Origin of the sequence: Gordonia metallireducens (assembly GCF_021245825.1) — a bacterium.
GTDB classification, from domain to species: Bacteria; Actinomycetota; Actinomycetes; order Mycobacteriales; family Mycobacteriaceae; genus Gordonia; species Gordonia namibiensis.
Genome location: NZ_JAJQJP010000031.1, coordinates 118723 through 136358, shown reverse-complemented (window position 1 = coordinate 136358; position 17636 = coordinate 118723). Strand labels below are relative to the sequence as shown.

General features: G+C 67.2%; 16 protein-coding genes. 6 read left to right on the top strand and 10 right to left on the bottom strand.

Going from position 1 to position 17636, the window contains the following annotated elements; all coding sequences use genetic code 11:
* On the top strand, positions 1-423 hold a 423-nt coding region (locus tag LQD00_RS13185), incomplete at its 5' end, for a helicase-related protein (RefSeq protein ID WP_232717645.1).
* The gene (locus LQD00_RS13180) at positions 420-1229 is read left to right on the top strand and encodes an SWIM zinc finger family protein (RefSeq protein WP_232717644.1); all 810 of its coding nucleotides are present in this window, start codon (positions 420-422) and stop codon (positions 1227-1229) included. The genes LQD00_RS13185 and LQD00_RS13180, both read left to right, overlap by 4 nt.
* Positions 1230-2095: 866 nt before the next feature.
* Here the strand turns inward: LQD00_RS13180 and nrdF are convergent.
* The 5 genes from nrdF to LQD00_RS13155 all read right to left on the bottom strand — a co-directional run bounded on the left by nrdF (position 2096) and on the right by LQD00_RS13155 (position 7360).
* Complete coding sequence (gene nrdF, locus LQD00_RS13175; RefSeq protein ID WP_232717643.1) at positions 2096-3100, bottom strand: class 1b ribonucleoside-diphosphate reductase subunit beta; 1005 nt, start codon at positions 3098-3100, stop codon at positions 2096-2098.
* A gap of 66 nt (positions 3101-3166) precedes the next feature.
* Positions 3167-5362: a class 1b ribonucleoside-diphosphate reductase subunit alpha gene (gene nrdE, locus LQD00_RS13170; protein WP_232717642.1), complete on the bottom strand. Its 2196-nt coding sequence runs from the start codon at positions 5360-5362 to the stop codon at positions 3167-3169.
* A 99-nt stretch (positions 5363-5461) separates the two neighbouring features.
* Positions 5462-5926, bottom strand: coding sequence for a class Ib ribonucleoside-diphosphate reductase assembly flavoprotein NrdI (gene nrdI, locus LQD00_RS13165; RefSeq protein WP_006865648.1), 465 nt, complete (start codon positions 5924-5926; stop codon positions 5462-5464).
* A 225-nt stretch (positions 5927-6151) separates the two neighbouring features.
* Positions 6152-6388, bottom strand: coding sequence for a redoxin NrdH (locus LQD00_RS13160; RefSeq protein WP_005198719.1), 237 nt, complete (start codon positions 6386-6388; stop codon positions 6152-6154).
* A 414-nt stretch (positions 6389-6802) separates the two neighbouring features.
* Positions 6803-7360 (bottom strand): NAD(P)H-dependent oxidoreductase, encoded by a 558-nt coding sequence (locus tag LQD00_RS13155; protein ID WP_232717641.1) that lies wholly within the window; start codon positions 7358-7360, stop codon positions 6803-6805.
* Between the two features lie 111 nt (positions 7361-7471).
* Here LQD00_RS13155 and LQD00_RS13150 point away from each other — a divergent pair, with 111 nt between their 5' ends.
* Positions 7472-8098 carry a TetR/AcrR family transcriptional regulator gene (locus tag LQD00_RS13150; RefSeq protein ID WP_232717640.1) on the top strand — a complete coding sequence of 209 codons (627 nt, stop codon included), beginning with the start codon at positions 7472-7474 and terminating at the stop codon, positions 8096-8098.
* 125 nt (positions 8099-8223) lie between these two features.
* Positions 8224-9384: an FAD-dependent urate hydroxylase HpxO gene (gene hpxO, locus LQD00_RS13145; protein ID WP_232717652.1), complete on the top strand. Its 1161-nt coding sequence runs from the start codon at positions 8224-8226 to the stop codon at positions 9382-9384.
* 18 nt (positions 9385-9402) lie between these two features.
* Here hpxO and eccB read toward each other — a convergent pair whose 3' ends face one another.
* Positions 9403-10881, bottom strand: coding sequence for a type VII secretion protein EccB (eccB, locus tag LQD00_RS13140; protein WP_232717639.1), 1479 nt, complete (start codon positions 10879-10881; stop codon positions 9403-9405).
* Positions 10882-11083: 202 nt separating this feature from the next.
* Here eccB and eccE point away from each other — a divergent pair, with 202 nt between their 5' ends.
* Positions 11084-12820: a type VII secretion protein EccE gene (eccE, locus tag LQD00_RS13135; RefSeq protein ID WP_232717638.1), complete on the top strand. Its 1737-nt coding sequence runs from the start codon at positions 11084-11086 to the stop codon at positions 12818-12820.
* A 114-nt stretch (positions 12821-12934) separates the two neighbouring features.
* On the opposite strand, the gene manA is transcribed toward eccE, so the two are convergent.
* From manA to LQD00_RS13120, 3 genes are all read right to left on the bottom strand, one after another.
* The gene (manA, locus tag LQD00_RS13130) at positions 12935-14230 is read right to left on the bottom strand and encodes a mannose-6-phosphate isomerase, class I (RefSeq protein ID WP_232717637.1); all 1296 of its coding nucleotides are present in this window, start codon (positions 14228-14230) and stop codon (positions 12935-12937) included.
* Positions 14227-15375, bottom strand: a complete 1149-nt coding sequence (locus tag LQD00_RS13125) for a hypothetical protein (RefSeq protein WP_232717636.1) — start codon at positions 15373-15375, stop codon at positions 14227-14229. Before LQD00_RS13125 ends, manA begins: the two co-directional genes overlap by 4 nt.
* A 170-nt stretch (positions 15376-15545) precedes the next feature.
* Complete coding sequence (locus LQD00_RS13120) at positions 15546-16106, bottom strand: DUF3499 domain-containing protein (RefSeq protein ID WP_232717635.1); 561 nt, start codon at positions 16104-16106, stop codon at positions 15546-15548.
* A gap of 103 nt (positions 16107-16209) precedes the next feature.
* On the opposite strand from LQD00_RS13120, the gene LQD00_RS13115 reads away from it, so the two are divergent.
* Positions 16210-16731 (top strand): metallopeptidase family protein, encoded by a 522-nt coding sequence (locus LQD00_RS13115; protein WP_005198708.1) that lies wholly within the window; start codon positions 16210-16212, stop codon positions 16729-16731.
* A gap of 95 nt (positions 16732-16826) precedes the next feature.
* Here the strand turns inward: LQD00_RS13115 and LQD00_RS13110 are convergent, their stop codons facing one another.
* Positions 16827-17090 (bottom strand): WhiB family transcriptional regulator, encoded by a 264-nt coding sequence (locus tag LQD00_RS13110; protein ID WP_174310842.1) that lies wholly within the window; start codon positions 17088-17090, stop codon positions 16827-16829.
* Between the last annotated feature and the right edge of the window lie 546 nt (positions 17091-17636).

The following is a 17636-nucleotide window of genomic DNA, read 5'->3' as shown; positions in this document are numbered from 1 at the left end:
GAACAGTTCGGCACCGAGATCCCGTTGCTCCACGGCGGACTCGGCCGCACGGAACGCGATCGCATGGTCGCCGGCTTCCAGTCCGACGACGGCCCCCCGGTGATGCTGGCGACCCTCAAGGCGGGCGGTACCGGCCTCAACCTCACCGCGGCCAACCATGTCATCCACGTGGACCGTTGGTGGAATCCCGCCGTCGAGGACCAGGCCACCGACCGCGCCTACCGCATCGGCCAGAACCAGAAGGTGTCCGTGCACCGGTTCGTCTGCGTCGGCACCATCGAGGAACGGATCGACGACATGATCGCCAAGAAGCGCGAACTGTCGCGGCTCACCGTCGCCGCCGGCGAGAACTGGGTGTCTGACCTCGCCGACGACGAACTCTTCGAACTGTTCCGGCTCCGCGAGGAGGCGGTGAGCGAATGACCGTCCGCAAGAAGGGCACCCAGCGCAAGGGCGAACGCGGCACCATCGCCGTCCGCGGATACGGCCTCACACCGTGGTCGCGGGCGTTCGTCGACGTGGTCGAGGGTCGCGGCGCCGACGGCGAAGCGGTCGCCGACAGCCGGCATGTCACCAAGGCGCGCAGGTACTTCCGCGACCGGCATGTGCGCGGACTCCGGATCGGTGCGGGCCAGGTGACGGCGTCGGTCGAGGGCACCCAGCTCGAACCGTTCGACGTCATCATCACCACCCGCACCGTCGACACCCCGACGCTGGCCGGGCTGCTCCGCGACCGCGGCGGCGTCGAGGAACTCATGCGGCTCACGCGCGGAGACCAGCCGCCGATCCTCGGTGAACTGCTCGTACCCACCGAATCCGCGGACGTCGCGACCGACTGCACCTGCCCCGACGAGGCCCCACGGTGCGTCCATGCCCTTGTCACCAGCTACGAGATCGCCGCCGAGATCGACCGGTCGCCGCTGACGCTGCTGACGGTGATGGGTACCGATCTGCGTGACCTGCTCGCCGAGATCGACTCGCGGCCTGCGCAATCCCCCGTCGCCGAGGCCGACTCGTCGTCGGGGACGCTGCGCCCCGACGACTTCTACGGCACCGCGTCCACGCTGCCGCCGCTTCCGACGGTTCCGCGGATGAATCCGCTCACCGCGCTCGACGGTTCGGATCTCCGTGCCGCGCTGCGCGCCACGGGTGTCGCGCCGGCCGACATCGCCGAGGCCATCGACGAACTCGGCGATCTCTACGACCGCCTGACCGCCGGCGATTTGTAGAAGTAGTGCGCGCTATGTGCGCACTACTTCTACGAAAACAGCTTCGGCGCCGCAATTTTCAGTTTCCCGCTGGAATGTTCGGTGCAGAGCGCACTGCCTCAGCGACAGGTTCTACAACAGTGTGCCGAGACACCTGAATGATCCAAGAGAGCCCCGACGCCGTACTCAACTTCAGTCGGCCGTAGAGCATCACAGGCAGTTGCCTATTGTTATTGAACCGGCGATCAGGGGTCCCGGTGAGGTTGACGTACCTCCAAGTCGTGTCGACTTGGAGGGCGTCGCTGGGCGGCGAAGGGTTCTCAACGAAGCGCTTCTATCCGTGAACAACAAGTAGGTCGCCGTAGTGAATATGACTGAATCGCTTTGTATCCCGGACCAATACCCGATCCGGAAGGAAATAGAGCCCAGATTCTCCTGCTTCAATCGAGGGCACTTCGATATTCGTCTTCAGCCTCTTCGGACCGACAAAGTGACATTGGCAGGGACGGAACTGACGAGCGTCGATGCACCCGAATCACGCTCGACCTGGTGGACTCCGATTACATCGCCGGTCTCAGTAATCCTCCATAGATTTCTGCAATTCGGAAAGCAAACGTATTTTCGTGATGAGGGTAATTAATGCACGCGAACCGAAAACGACAGTGCCGCACACTCTAGCCAACGCCCATGACAGGTCGTTGGTCAGCACTCGCATGAGACCGCAGGGCCGTTTATCCGGGCGTCAATCGCCGTGGCGGGACGGGTTTTGCAAGATCCTCGCCGGCCGAAGTCGACGAACTCGGCGATCTCTACGATCGCCTGACCGCCACAGATTTATAGCCCGAAACCGCGCTGAGCGCGGCTTCGGGCTATAGATCTGCTGGGGACTAGAAGTCCCAGTCCTCGTCTTCGGTGTTGACGGCCTTGCCGATGACGTACGAGCTGCCCGACCCCGAGAAGAAGTCGTGGTTCTCGTCGGCGTTCGGCGACAGTGCCGACAGGATCGCCGGGTTCACGTCGGTCTCGTCCTTCGGGAACATCGCCTCGTAGCCGAGGTTCATCAGAGCCTTGTTGGCGTTGTAGCGCAGGAACTTCTTGACGTCCTCGGTGAGCCCGACCTCGTCGTAGAGCGCCTCGGTGTAGTCGCTCTCGTTGTCGTACAGCTCGAACAGCAGCTCGAAGGTGTAATCCTTGAGCTCCTGACGACGCTCCGGCGTCTGGGTCTCGAGGCCGCGCTGGTACTTGTAGCCGATGTAGTAGCCGTGGACGGCCTCGTCGCGGATGATGAGGCGGATCAGGTCGGCGGTGTTGGTGAGCTTGGCGCGGCTCGACCAGTACATCGGCAGGTAGAAGCCCGAGTAGAACAGGAACGACTCGAGCAGCGTCGAGGCGACCTTGCGCTTGAGCGGGTCGTCGCCACGGTAGTAGTCCATGACGATGCGCGCCTTGCGCTGCAGGTTCTCGTTCTCCTCCGACCAGCGGAAGGCCTCGTCGATCTCCTTGGTGGAGCACAGGGTCGAGAAGATCGAGCTGTAGGACTTGGCGTGCACCGACTCCATGAACGCGATGTTGGTGAGCACCGCCTCCTCGTGCGGAGTGGTGGCGTCCGGGATCAGCGACACCGCACCGACCGTGCCCTGGATGGTGTCGAGCAGCGTCAGGCCGGTGAAGACCCGCATGGTGAGCTGCTTCTCGTACGCGGTCAGCGTGCCCCAGGACGGGATGTCGTTGGACACCGGCACCTTCTCCGGCAGCCAGAAGTTGCCGGTGAGGCGATCCCACACCTCGGCGTCCTTCTCGTCGGGGACGCGGTTCCAGTTGATCGCCGAGACCCGGCTGACCAGCTTGATGGGGGCGCCGTCGGCGGGGCTGTGGCTTTCGGTGGAGGTCATGACTGTTCCTCGTCTAACGGGGGGTGTGGGGGCCGGGAGTGCTGATAGGTGCGGTGGCGCAGGGGGTCACAGCATGCATGACACGCAGCCCTCCACCTCGGTCCCCTCGAGCGCGATCTGACGCAGGCGGATGTAGTACAGCGTCTTGATCCCCTTGCGCCATGCGTAGATCTGCGCCTTGTTGACGTCGCGCGTGGTCGCGGTGTCCTTGAAGAACAGCGTCAGGCTCAGGCCCTGGTCGACGTGCTGCGTCGCCGCGGCGTAGGTGTCGATGATCTTCTCGTACCCGATCTCGTACGCATCCTGGTAGTACTCCAGGTTGTCGTTCGTCATGTACGGCGCCGGGTAGTAGACGCGACCGATCTTGCCTTCCTTGCGGATCTCGATCTTGGCCGCGACCGGGTGGATCGAGCTGGTCGAGTGGTTGATGTAGCTGATCGAACCGGTCGGCGGGACGGCCTGCAGGTTCTGGTTGTAGATGCCGTCGCGCTGGACGGCCTCCTTCAGCTCACGCCAGTCGTCCTGCGTCGGGATGTGAATCCCGGCCTGCCCGAAGATGTCCCGCACCTTCTGGGTCTCCGGCTCCCACACCTTGTTGGTGTACTTGTCGAAGAACTCGCCCGAGGCGTACTTCGACTTCTCGAAGCCGGTGAACGCCTGGCCGCGCTCACGGGCGATGCGGTTCGACGCGCGGAGGGCGTGGAAGAGCACCGTGTAGAAGTAGATGTTCGTGAAGTCGATGCCCTCGTCGCTGCCGTAGAAGATGCGCTCGCGGGCCAGGTAGCCGTGCAGGTTCATCTGGCCGAGGCCGATGGCGTGAGAGTTGTTGTTGCCGTGCTCGATCGACGGCACCGAGGTGATCGAGGTCTGGTCGCTCACCGCGGTGAGTCCGCGGATGGCGGTCTCGATGGTCTGGCCGATGTCGGGCGAGTCCATCGTCTTGGCGATGTTCAGCGACCCCAGGTTGCACGAGATGTCCTTGCCCACATGGGAGTAGGACAGGTCGTCGTTGAACGTCGACGCCGTCGAGACCTGCAGGATCTCCGAGCACAGGTTGGAGTGGGTGATCTTGCCGTCGATCGGGTTCGACCGGTTCACCGTGTCCTCGAACATGATGTACGGGTAGCCCGACTCGAACTGCAGCTCGGCGAGGGTCTGGAAGAACTCGCGCGCCTTGATCTTGGTCTTGCGGATACGACGATCCTCGACCATCTCGTGGTAGCGCTCGGTGACGTTGACGTCGGCGAACGGCACTCCGAAGACGCGTTCGACGTCGTACGGACTGAACAGGTACATGTCGTCGTTGTTCTTGGCCAGCTGGAAGGTGATGTCCGGGATGACCACGCCGAGCGACAGCGTCTTGATGCGGATCTTCTCGTCCGCGTTCTCGCGCTTGGTGTCGAGGAAGCGGTAGATGTCGGGGTGGTGGGCGTGCAGGTAGACCGCGCCCGCGCCCTGGCGCGCACCGAGCTGGTTGGCGTAGGAGAAGGAGTCCTCGAGCAGCTTCATGATCGGGATGACACCCGAGCTCTGGTTCTCGATCTTTTTGATCGGGGCGCCGTGCTCGCGAATGTTGGAGAGCAGCAACGCAACTCCGCCACCGCGCTTGGACAGCTGCAGTGCCGAGTTGATGGAGCGGCCGATCGACTCCATGTTGTCCTCGATGCGGAGCAGGAAGCACGAGACCGGCTCGCCGCGCTGCTTCTTGCCCGAGTTGAGGAAGGTCGGGGTGGCCGGCTGGAATCGGCCCGAGATGATCTCGTCGACCAGGTTGCGGGCGAGGGCGGTGTCGCCGTCGGCCAGCGTCAGCGCCACCATGCAGACGCGGTCCTCGAAGCGTTCGAGGTAGCGCTTGCCGTCGAAGGTCTTGAGCGTGTAGCTCGTGTAGTACTTGAACGCGCCGAGGAACGTCGGGAAGCGGAACTTCTTGTCGTAGGCGTGCTTGAACAGGCCCTTGACGAACTCGCGGTCGTACTTGTCGAGGACCTCGGGCTCGTAGTAGTTCTCCTCGACGAGATAGTCGAGCTTCTCGTCGAGGTCGTGGAAGAACACGGTGTTCTGGTTGACGTGCTGGAGGAAGTACTGACGCGCGGCCTCGCGATCCTTGTCGAACTGGATCTTGCCGTCCGCGTCGTACAGGTTGAGCATCGCGTTGAGCGCATGGAAGTCGAGCTCGCCGGGTTCATGACCCGACGGGCCGGCATGCACGCCCGACTTGCTTGCTGAAGAGGTGTCCGAGACGGCGGCGGCGGTGGGCGACACGACAGATGACTCCTGCGGTTAGTGGGGGCTTACCAAGTGCCTCGTGGGCAGAGTATGGGCGGGGTGTGACAGTCCGGTGGCGACGCGCTGGGCGGGGCGTCAGGCCGGTGTGGCGTGCAGCGACACACCACCTGCGAACGCCGGGCTCTGGGCGAAGTCGGCCAGTCCCGCGCGGACGCGGTCGACGTCGTCGGTGGTGCCCATCAGTTCGAATCGGTACAGGTAGGGCACGCGACATTTACGCGAGATGATGTCGCCGGCGTAGCAGAACTCCTCACCGAAGTTCGTGTTGCCCGCCGCGATCACCCCCCTGATCAGGGATCGGTTGTGTTCGTCGTTGAGAAAGCGGATGACCTGCTTGGGGACGAAGCCGCCGGGTTGCCCCGTCGCCTTGCCTCCCCCGTAGGTCGGGCAGACCAGCACGTACGGCTCGTCGACACCGAATTCACCGGCTGCGCCGGTCAGCGGGATGCGCACGGAACGCATGTCCAGCTTCTCGACGAACCGGTGGGTGTTCTCGGAGACCGAGGAGAAGTAGACGATCAGCGGCGAGGTGGCCGACATATCTCCCTCCAACCCTGCTGAGATGACCGATTGTGATGACGATTGTTCGTTGCGTCCGCGATCGGGACGTCTGGTGGTTCCAACACCGGAACCGTCGTGACCATTTCCCTCATCGGGGCCGACGGCCACATTCATCTCGGCTGTCACATCCCGACGCGGCGGATCCGGCTTCCCCTTCGGATCACACCCGCGTCGGGGTCGATGGTGACGGCAGACTGCGGGCGATCAGGCAGCAGCGGTGGCGAGCGCCTTGATGCGGTCGGGACGGAAGCCCGACCAGTGCTCGTCGCCGGCGACGACGACCGGAGCCTGCAGGTAGCCGAGCGCCATGACGTAGTCACGGGCTTCCGGGTCCTGGCTGATGTCGACGATCTCGTAGGACAGACCCTGCTTGTCGAGGGCCTTGTAGGTGGCGTTGCACTGGACACATGCCGGCTTCGTGTAGACGGTGATGGAAGACATCGAGTGGTTCTCCTCGGGTCGTTGGAACGCCAGTGACGTGCAGTTTCCCAGCGTGAAGATGGTGATCTGGGTCACCGTCTTCCTGGCGTTTCCGGAGGAGTACATCCGCTTCCTCTTGTCCGCCTGACTGGTAGTGCAAACACTACACCTAGTGGCTGACATTTCTGGGCACCACAAGGGGTTGTGAATAACATTGGTGGAAGACGTGCAGGTCGGGCGGGTGCAGGATCATAAATTCCGGCGTGTCACGCTTGCCTCCGGCGTGTCGCTCACAGGTTGTCCAGGGGTCCTCCACAAGGTGTGCACCGGCAGTCCACAAGGCCCTGGTGGCCATACCTCTATATGGACGTCCGAAAAGACGACGCCGCACCGGGTATGTACCCGGCGCGGCGTCGAAGAAACGGAGGAGACGGATCAGGCGCTGACGGCGACCTCGTCGACGATGCGGGCGACGGAGGCGACGACCTTCTCCACGATCGCGGGATCGGCCAGTCCGCCCTCGGGGAGCGCCGGGATCTGCAGACCGAGGTCGGCCTCCTCGATCGCGCGACCACCGGCGATGCCGACCGACTTACGAGTGTCCTCGCGGGTCCACAGACCGCCGTACTGGCCGAGCGCGGCGGACAGGACGGCGACGGGCTTGCCGTTGAGGGCGCCGTTGCCATAGGGGCGCGAGAGCCAGTCGATGGCGTTCTTCAGCGCGGCGGGGATGGTGCCGTTGTACTCGGGGGTGGCGATCAGCACGCCGTCCGCCTTGGCGACGGCCTCGCGCAGGGCGATCACACCGGCGTCGAGGGTGCCCTCGACATCGACGTCCTCGCTGTAGAACGGCAGCGAACCGAGATGGTCGACGACGGTGACGTGGACTCCGTCGGGGGCGTTGTCGGCAGCGACCTGGGCCAGCTGACGGTTCACGGAGGCAGCACGCAGGCTTCCGACGAGGGCTACCAGTTCGACGACTCGATCCGACATGTCATTCCTTTCGACGAGGGCACCGGCCCGGCGAGGGCGGTGGATACGAAGCCAGCAACCGGACCCGGGTCCGATTGATTCCCGATCCGGGGAAAGAGTTACCCTCATCACGTGCCGAACGGGCCAGACCACTCCCCGCTCCATATCTCCTTCAACACCTCGGGGACCGAACGTGCCGACGCCGCACGCAATCGGCGTCTGTTGCTGGCTGCCGCCAAGAACCTGATCGATCACCACGGCGCCGCCGCGGTGACCATGGAGGCGGTCGCCCGCGAGGCCGGCGTCGGCAAGGGCACGGTGTTCCGCCGCTTCGGCAACCGGACCGGGCTCATGCTCGCGCTTCTCGACCACTCCGAATCGGAGATGCAGCAGGCCTACCTGTCCGGGCCCGAACCGCTGGGTCCCGGCGCGCCGCCGCTCGACCGGTTGCTGGCCTACGGCCGGGCCCGCCTCAAACTCACCTGCGACCACCTCGACATCCTCCTCGAGGCCGGGGCGGCCGGTGACGACTTCATGACCCACCCGGTGGGCCGCGCGTCGACGCAGCACGTTCAGATCCTGCTGCGGCAGTTGGGGTTCGCCGATGAGCTCGACTTCATGTCGCTGGCCGTGCAGGCTCCGCTGGCCGCCGGATCGGTGCGCTATCTGATGGTCGAGGTCGGTCTCGATCTCGAGACCATCACCACCCAGTGGCAGGAGATGGTCACCGCGCTCGTGACCTCCCGCGGCTCGCACTGACCGCCACCGACCGGCCGTCGTCATCACCGTGACTTCGTCGCGCGCCGCTGTCGGTCGCCCCTTAGCCTGGTGTCGGGCCGACAGCGCCGGCGTCGGCAGGTGATCTCGAGAAAGCGGTGGTGAGTGTGAAGGCAGTGATCGTCGGCGCGGGTATGGGCGGCATGTCGGCGGCCATCGCCCTCGAGCAGCTCGGCGTCGACGTCGAGGTCTACGAGCAGGTGACCGAGAACAAGCCGGTGGGTGCGGCGATCTCGGTGTGGTCCAACGGCGTCAAGTGTCTCAACCACCTCGGCCTGGAGAAGGAGACCGCCGAACTCGGCGGCATCGTCGACTCGATGAGTTACATCGACGGCTTCACCGGTGACACCATGTGCCGCTTCAGCATGCAGCCGCTCATCGACGAGGTGGGCCAGCGCCCCTACCCGATCGCGCGGGCCGAGCTGCAGCTGATGTTGATGAACGCCTATGGATACGACGACATCCACTTCGGCAAGAAGATGGTGGCCGTCCACGACGGCGCCGATCGCGCGACCGTCGAATTCGCCGACGGCACCACCGCTTCCGCCGACATCGTGATCGGCGCCGACGGAGCGAAGTCGCTGACCCGCGAGTACGTGCTCGGCGGCCCGGTCCAGCGCCGCTACGCCGGATACGTCAACTTCAACGGACTCGTCGAGGTGGATGAGAACATCGGTCCGGCCACCGAATGGACCACCTACGTCGGTGATTCGCGCCGTGTGTCGGTGATGCCGGTGGCGGGCAACCGTTTCTACTTCTTCTTCGACGTCCCCATGCCCGAGGGCGTCCCGTTCGAACGGGGCACCGCACGCGAGGTGCTCGCCGAGGAATTCGCCGACTGGGCGCCGGGAGTCCACACCCTCATCGGCAAGCTCGACCCCGCGACCACCAATCGGGTCGAGATCCTCGACCTCGACCCGTTCGACACCTGGGTCAAGGGACGCGTCGCCGTGCTCGGCGACGCCGCACACAACACCACCCCCGACATCGGGCAGGGCGGCTGCTCGGCGATGGAGGACGCGATAGCCCTGCAGTTCGCGTTCCGCGACCACCCCGACGACCCGTTCGCAGCCCTGGCCGCCTATCAAGCCGCTCGCACCGAGCGGGCCGGCGACCTCGTACTGCGCGCCCGCAAGCGCTGCGACGTGACCCACGGCAAGGATCCGGAGAAGACCGCCGCCTGGTACGACGAACTGCGCGGCGAGGACGGCACCAACATCATCCGCGGGATCGTCGGGAACATCGTCGGCGGGCCGCTCACGTCCTGAGACGCCGGCCCGTCCGGATCATTCGCCGGCGGGGTCGATGCCGACCGTCTTCAGACCGTCGTGGGCGACCAGCGCCGCTTCCGCGGAGAGCGTCGGCCCCGGCGCGAGCAACGACACCACCGACCACGGTGCACGCGAAGGCGAGTCACCGAGTCCCAGGGTCCCACCCGTCTCGAGGTCCGGGATGCCGAAGCGCACACCCGAATCATTCACGTAGAACAGCGATTCGGTGCGGGCACTGTCGGCCTCATTGCCTGTCACCTGGAGGTACTCCCCTGACCCCGGCGGCAGATAGACCTCGTCGAGACCGGGCCCGGCACCGTCGGCCGACGTCAGGCGTACCGGCCGGGCGTCGGACTTCAGCGGAAGTGCGCGGCCGGCCAACAGCGCGGTCTCGGCCCGCGGTTCGTCGGTGCCGCGAGACCAGCTGCGACACAGGGTCGGATCGGCGGACAGGCCGAGCATCGACGGGTTGACCTGGGGGAAGTCACCGATCGGCAACTCCTCCACCACCTTCAGGGTGGCGAGCTCGCCGGGCGCCACCGTCTTGACGGGTGCGGCGCCGTCGCGATCGGCGAGACGCAGGATCTCGGCGGCCGGGGCGCCGATCTCCTGCACACCGCCGCGGAGCACGACGTGATAGGTCGTCTCGTCGTCGACGTCGACCGACTTCACGACGGAACCGACAGTCGTCGAGTCGACCGCGCCCGGTTGCCCGGCACTCGGAACGGTGGGCACCTCCAGCGGTTCGACGAGCGGGAAGCTGTTGAGGAGGCCAGGGGTCATCCGGCGCGGTGTGACGCCGTCGAGACCGAGGGCACGCATGACCGGCGCACTGTCGGTGTCGACCGCCGCCCGGACCGGACTCCAGGCCCCGTCGCGGAACAGCTGATAGATCAGGAAGGTCTCGTCGCCGGTGCGGACGAGCACCGCGTCTTCCGGACGAGCGGTCTCCACGGTCGACGACCCCAACACGGGTTTGTCGGCGATGACCGTCTGTCGGAGCGACTCGCTCGCGGAGTCCGACGAGACCGTCGACGAGTCGCACACCGTCCACATCGAGGTGCTCTTGTGCGCCGAACCCGGCAGCGAGGCAGGCGCACCCGGGATGCCCAGCAGCGGGCCGCGCGGGTAGGGCTCGAGTTTGGAGTCGGCCACCGACGCCGGCTTCTCGGAGCTCCCCGTGATCAGGCGGGCCGAGGCGAGATTGAGCACCGGATGCAGGGTGTCCTCGATGAGGACGTAGGTGCTGCCGCTGTTCTTGCTGACGATGATGGTGGCGTCCCCGACCGATCCCTGCGGACGGACGAGGCCGTACACACCGCAACCGCCGAGGACGAGCAGGCCGAGGACGGTTCCGACCACCAGTGCCTGCAGCTGGGACCGCATCGGGTCGTGCAGCATCCGCACATCGCGGCGCACGAGCGCGTGCTCGAGCCGCTTGATCAGGAAACGATAGCCGTTGACCTGAGCCTTGGTCGTCAGCTGACGTGCCACGACTCCCCCTGTCCGCACCGATCCCATGCGCCCGCGAACGGGCGTCGGTGTGGACCGGTTGTGATCTCCTGCGGCGTACCCCCAGCCGCGCGGTAGTAGCCTAACCGACATACACGCCCCTCACGTGTGGGGCTCCGCCGCCTGTGGACACACCGACGGGCGAAAGCCGCGTGGGGCGCGGCACCGGGATCGAGGGGGGATCGTGGATCGGAACACGCGTGCGTCGGGGTTGCGCACACTCGTGGTCATCGAGGTGATCCTGGCCCTCGGCCTCGTCGTGTGGGCACTGTCGGGAAGCGTGTGGGGGCTGTCGGCCCTGATCGTGGCGGTCGTGATCGCGGCCGGGCTGGTGAGCGTCGGTGGCCGGCAATCCCTGTTCGGCCGGCTCGCGGCGCGGATGTCGTTCTCCTGGTCCCGGATGCGCCGCAGCGACGCCGACCTCAACCCGGCCCCGTTCGACGTCCCGCTGTCCGGGCCCTCCACCCGGCCGTCGGCACGCCGATCGTCGACACCCACGACCATCGGCGCCCGCTGGGTCGGCGACACCCTGGTCACCGTGGTCCGCGTGGACCCGGGCGGCCCCGCGGTCACCTACCTGACACCGGGCAACAGCACCCTCGGCGACGAGAACGGACAACTGGTCCCCCTCGACGTCCTCGCCGAGTGCATCGACCGGTACGACATCTCTCTCAGCTCGATCGAGGTCATCAGTCACGGTGTGCGCGTGTGGGGTTCGGGTGTCGCACCGGCGACCTACGACCGCACCCTCGGCCCGTTGTCGGCGACGGCCCAGCGTTCGGTGTTCGTCGTGCTGCGGATCGATCCGCTCGAATGTCCCGACGCCGTGGCGCGACGCGGCGGCGGCGCGACCGGCGCCCTGCGCACCGCGACGGTCACAACCCGCCGGGTGGCCAAACGCCTTGCCGAACACGGACTGGCCACCACCATCCTGTCGGCCGCGCAGATCACCTCGGTCACCACCCAACTGACCGAGGGCGCCGGCATCGACTCGCTGGCCGAGGAATGGGAGTCGGTCGGGGTCTCCGGGCTCCGTATCCGCAGCGCCGCAGTGGAACCGGATGCGCTGCCCACCGTTGTCCGCGACATCTGGGTGAACTCGGCGGTCTCCACCACCCTCACCGTCCGGCTCCGGCACGTCACCGCCGACCGGCGCCATCGAAACGGACGGCCCGAGGTCGAGGTCTCCGCGTTCGTGCGGTTCAACGAGTTCCCTGATGCACGGCGGTCGGTGCCCTCGTGGCCGGCCGGTCTGCAACCGCTCGACGGCCGCCAGTTCGATGCCCTTGCCGTCAGCCTCCCCATCGCGACCCCCGCCCGCCTGGACCGGAACCTGCCGACGCTCACCGGCGACGACGCTCAGGCCTTCCTCGGCTCGGTTCGCCTCCCGGCCGGAGGGTGCGGGCAGCTCATCGGCGCCGATCACACGGGTCGCGCCGTCGCCACCCGACTGGTCGGTCCCGGCATCGCGACCGTGTCGGTCGCCGCCGGTATCCACGTCGTCGCGCAGATCGCGCTTCGTGCGGTCGCCGTCGGCGCCTCGGTGCGTGTCCACACCGACCGCCCGCATCGATGGGCACCGCTGGTCAGCGCCGTCGCCGACCCGAGCGCACTGTCCCTCGCCGGCGACCGCACACCGGCCCGGCCGGGCCCTGCACTCGTCATCGTCGACGGCCTCACTCCCCCGTCACCGCAACCGGATACGACGCGGATGATCGTGTCCGCGCCCGGCATCGACGACCCGACCGGCGCCCCCACGGTTGCCCTGACCCAGAATCCGCGTGCGCCACAGGACCTCTCGCTCGACGCGGGTGGTCAACCGGTGCTGGTGACGATGGTCGCGACCCCGGACGAATGGAACCTCATCGGCGGGTACCCCGAGCCCGCCGCGCAGGCACCCGCGGCGCCGGTCAGGCGATAGCGGCGTCTCGGTCGACAGCGTCGGACTTTCGCTCACCCCGTCCGTTCGCGCTCACCCGTTGACGATGAGCGCGAACGGATCTCGTGAGCGACTACAGCGGGTGACCCCGGGGTGTCACTCGGTGGCGGTCACCGCGGCCGGCGCGGACGCCGACACACCCTCGGCCGCCGACACCGCGACCGGCACGAGCGCGCGGTAGAAGACCGCCCGCGCAGAGGCGGCCCGCACGATCACGTCCGGGTCGTCGTCCGTGATCCACAGCGCCTGACCCGATTTCACGGTCAGCGGCGCGCCGTCGGCGGGACGGACCTCGACCGCACCGCTGAGCACCGCAAGGACCTGCGGTCCGGGCATGTCGAAGCAGATCGACGACGAGTGGTGCAATCCGGTTCCGTCCAACTCGATCCGCGACAACCGGAACTCCGGCGCCGGGGTGAGGTAGACACGTTCGGAGCCGATCATGCGCACCGGCGGCGCCATCTGGGCGGCGTCGACCGGAGTGAAGTCGAGGACGCGCAACAGTTCCGGCACGTCGATGTGCTTGGGCGTGAGACCGCCGCGCAAGACGTTGTCGGAGTTGGCCATGATCTCGACACCGGTGCCCCGCAGATACGCGTGGAGGTTGCCGGCCGGCAGGTACAGACCCTCCCCCGGCTCGAGATGAACGTGGTTGAGCAGCAGCGAGGCGAGTACACCGGGATCGTTCGGGTAGTCCTCACCGAGCTCGCAGACCGTGCGCAGTTCGGCGGCGAACTCCGTGCTTCCCGAGCTCAGCACCTCGATCGCGCCGTGCAGGACCGCGGGCACGAGTTGCCGGATCGACGCCTCCGGCAGCGTCAGCCAGGTGGTGAACACAGCCCGCAGACCCTCGGAATCGGGTTGTCCGGCAAGCATTCCCAAGTAGTGGTCGAGTTCGCTGACCTGCAGTTCGCGCAGTAGTGCGACAGTCCTGTGCGGATCACGGAAACCGGCCAGGGCGTCGAAGGGCGTCGTGGCGACGATCAGCTCCGGCTTGTGCCACGGGTCGCGATAGTTGCGGTCTCGGGCCTCGAGGGCGAGGCCGCGGGCGTTCTCCCGCTCGAACCCCTCACGCGCCTGGTCCGCGGACGGGTGCGCCTGCAGCGACAGTGCCTCCTCGGCGGCGAGGATCTTGAGCAGGAACGGCAGCCGGTTGCCGAACTCGGCCGCACTCGCCGCCCCGAGCGTCGCCACCGGATCGGCGTCGATCACCTCGACGAGATCCTGCTCCGGACCTGAGGGGTCGACGCACCGCGCCGAGCCCGCCGGATGCGAGCCGAACCACAACTCGGCTTCCGGATGCGCCGACGGGACAGGCCTCCCCTGAATCGACGCGATGGCTGTTCGTGAACCCCATGCGTAGGGGCGCACCACTCCGTCGAGAATCCTCATTGCACCGTGTTCCCAATCAGGCGGAGATACACCGCCGCCATCTCGACCCGCAGAGCGACGACCAGGAAATCGAGCAGGTCGCCCGGGCCGTCGGCCACCGGGTCCTCACCCGGCACCGGCCGTCGATCGTCCCACGGTTGCCCGCCGTTCTGCGGCAACGCGTCTCCCTCGTCGGCACCGACCACCAGGTCGACGTCGCCGAGCCCCGTCACCCGCTGCCGGGTGTACCACTCACGACGCGCGGTCGACACGACCATGATGCGCGGAGCGGGCTCCTGCGCCGGGCCGTCGAACTCCGGGTCGTAGAAGATCGAATCGACAGCAGGCGCGGTGCCGGTTCGCGAATCCAAGAGCCGGGCCATCCGCGCCACGTCACCGAGTTCGGCGACGGCGCCGACGATCCCGGCGAATGCGAGAAGGCTCGTCACGGCATGCACGGCCAGTACCGAACCCGCCGGTGAATCCGACGTCCAGACGGAGGGACGGCCCTGCACGCGGACGGCCAACGACTTGGCCCGGTTGTGGAAGGTCTCCCGCGACGGGTGCGAGCCCGAGGCCTCGGCATCGAGCGCATCGGCCAGGTCGTCGAGTGCGGGCACCGGGCCGGTCACCCGGACCTGGGTGAGACCACCGAACACCGCGAGGAGCGCGGCGACGAAACCGACGAACCGGAAACGCGGCTCGACGTCGAACCTCGGCGAGAGGTCGATCCCGTTGCCACCCAGCGCGTCTCGGAGGGGACCCGCGTTGGGCGCGGCCACGACCACCTCGGCCCGACGACGCAGCGCCCGCGCGGCCGCATCGGCCAGGGCCATGTCGCCCGCATCCTCGCCGGCCACGACCACCACGTCGAGCGGACCGACCCACCCCGGCAGGACGGGACCCGTCACGAGCGGGACGTCGACACGTGCGGCGAGGGCGGCGACCCCCAGCTCGGCCGCGCGGTGCGAGACCTCGCTGGAGCCGTGGACGATCACGACGCTGCGGGGTCGCAGGTCGGCGAGCGGGGCCAGTACGCCCTCGCGGACGGCCTCGGCGGTGGCACGAACCTGCGCGCCGGCGAGCGCGACTGCCCGCAACAGACCGTCGACGTCCGCGGAGATCAACTCCTCGGCATCATCGAGGTCGGGTGTACCGGTACGCATGGAACCAGCGTAGCCAGCCGCGGGGACACACGCCCGGGTACGCGACACAGTCACTCGTTCGGTCCCCGCATCGGGGTGGGGCGCACGGCCGGCCCCGAACACGGAGTCCGACGATTCGCGTCCCCCGACGGCGACAACGGGTTCCACGCCCCCTGCGTGGTGGTCTCCGGTCAGTCGACCGGATCCGGGAGGACCCGCAGATGACCGCGGCGACCCGGCCGGGGTCGCGTCTGGTGGCGGGGCACACCCGGGGTGGCCGACGGCTGTGACGGCGAGTCGACAGGGCCTGCGCGATGGCGGCCGCTGCGGCGGTCGGCGAGGGCGGCTTCGTACGCGGCGTCGGCCGCACGCGCCTCCTCGAGAGCTCGCGAGTCGAAGGCATCGAGAGAGTCGGCCGGCGTCCGGTCGGAGTTACGGCCGCGGGGCCCGCTGTCGACGAAACCCGGGCGTCCACCACCGGCGACGGCGCCGGCCTCGCGGACGGCCTCGGCGAGGGCGGTCAGCTCGTGATCCTCGGCGGGCACCGAGAATCCCCGCTCGCTGCGCAGCATCTCCCAGCCCCGCGGGACGGTGATCCGTCGGGCGTGGTCGTCGCACAGATCCCAGGAATGCGGCTCCTGCGAGGTCGCCAGCGGACCGATCACCGCAGTCGATTCGGCGTAGACGAAGGTCAGGGTAGCCACCGCGGATCGGGCGCAGCCGGGTCGGCAGCACAGACGGGGAAGCTTCACGTGACGAGATTAGCCCCCACTGTCCGCAACCACAGAGTCGACACGCTCAGAAGGGGGGGCAGGCGGGGCGACACGGGTCGCCGCGACCTCATAGACTCGCGGCATGCGCATCCACCCGAAGCCGACGCCGCGCGGCTCGATCGGCCAGCCGGGAATCCGTCGTGGCCGACGCCGGGTCGGACGGTACCGAGATCGGCGTGGCCGCGGTCTGCGTTCCCCGCTGCTGCCGCAGAACGTGCCCGCCTACAACACCCGCTCCGACGAGTTCGACGCCGTCGCGCTCGAGGCCTTCGCCGAGATCGACGCCCAGTGGCACGACCAGCTGGCCGGACTCGACATCGCCGTCGACGAGATCCCGCGACTGCTCCCCCGCGATCCCGAGACCGTCGAGTGGCCCGACGAGGTGACCGCCGACGGCGCCGTGCCGCTCGCCCGGTTGATCCCCGCGGGAATGGACGTCCACGGGGTGCCGACGCGGGCCCAGATCATCCTGTTCCGCCGGCCGCTGGAGTCACGGGCCAAGAAGGGCACGGATCTCCTCGAGCTCGTGCACGAGGTCCTCGTCCAGCAGGTCGCGACCCACCTGGGCGTCGACGAAGACACGATCGACCGCGGACCTGAGTGATCCGCGGTCGATGATCGCGTTCGACACCTGAGCGCCGAGCGTCCAGCTCTCGCTGGGTAATTCGATTGTTCGGATGACGCCGTTCCGGCGACCCGTCAGATGATGCCGCGCTTCAGGCGACGGCGCTCGCGCTCGGACAGACCGCCCCAGATCCCGAAGCGTTCGTCGTTGTGGAGCGCGTACTCCAAGCACTCTGCTTTGACCTCGCAGCCCTGGCAGATTCGCTTGGCCTCACGCGTCGATCCGCCCTTTTCCGGGAAGAACGCCTCCGGATCGGTCTGCGCGCACAGAGCGCGATCCTGCCACTGCTCCTCGACGGCGTCGAACAGGTCGTCGAAGTCGTTGGGCACCAGGGCCAGATGACGGCGGCCGGCGGCATCGTCTGCGTCGGAATCGACGAGATCGGTTGCATCGGCGGCGGATTCGAGCGCGGCCGCACGCGCGGTGCCACCGATCATCGAATCGTCAACGGGCCCAAGGGTGCGAAACTCTGCGGTGTCGATTTCCGGGGCGGATGTCATCACGTGCGACTCTGCGATGAATTGCGGGCGAATATGTGGTTCAAGCGGATTGCCGATCGGATTGTCCAAAGCCATCGTCGGCGCCTCCTAGCTCGGGATGTTGGTCGTTGACTGTCCTTTGCGAACACGACGTGCTGCCGTACCCACCACTGCTGCCACACCACTTGTACTCGGGGTGCAGTGACTCCCTGCATCCGTTGTACACAGCGCCCGAGCGACGGCCCCTTACTGCCGGCACCGACCCTCTCACCGAGTTCGAACATATGATCGAATCCCTTGGAGGCCAGTGGTTCTCGACCTCGAATGTTCTCGATCTCAAACTCGGAATGACACTGATGTGATTAGACACGCCGGGGGCGGTCCCGGTCAAGTTGAATCGAAGAA

What these genes read in the sequence shown, in the direction of transcription:
- LQD00_RS13180 (WP_232717644.1), top strand. Translation starts at nt 420, where the DNA reads ATGACCGTCCGCAAGAAGGGCACCCAGCGCAAGGGCGAACGCGGCACC.
- nrdF (WP_232717643.1), bottom strand. Translation starts at nt 3,100, where the DNA reads ATGACCTCCACCGAAAGCCACAGCCCCGCCGACGGCGCCCCCATCAAG.
- nrdI (WP_006865648.1), bottom strand. Translation starts at nt 5,926, where the DNA reads ATGTCGGCCACCTCGCCGCTGATCGTCTACTTCTCCTCGGTCTCCGAG.
- LQD00_RS13160 (WP_005198719.1), bottom strand. Translation starts at nt 6,388, where the DNA reads ATGTCTTCCATCACCGTCTACACGAAGCCGGCATGTGTCCAGTGCAAC.
- LQD00_RS13155 (WP_232717641.1), bottom strand. Translation starts at nt 7,360, where the DNA reads ATGTCGGATCGAGTCGTCGAACTGGTAGCCCTCGTCGGAAGCCTGCGT.
- manA (WP_232717637.1), bottom strand. Translation starts at nt 14,230, where the DNA reads ATGAGGATTCTCGACGGAGTGGTGCGCCCCTACGCATGGGGTTCACGA.
- LQD00_RS13125 (WP_232717636.1), bottom strand. Translation starts at nt 15,375, where the DNA reads ATGCGTACCGGTACACCCGACCTCGATGATGCCGAGGAGTTGATCTCC.
- LQD00_RS13115 (WP_005198708.1), top strand. Translation starts at nt 16,210, where the DNA reads ATGCGCATCCACCCGAAGCCGACGCCGCGCGGCTCGATCGGCCAGCCG.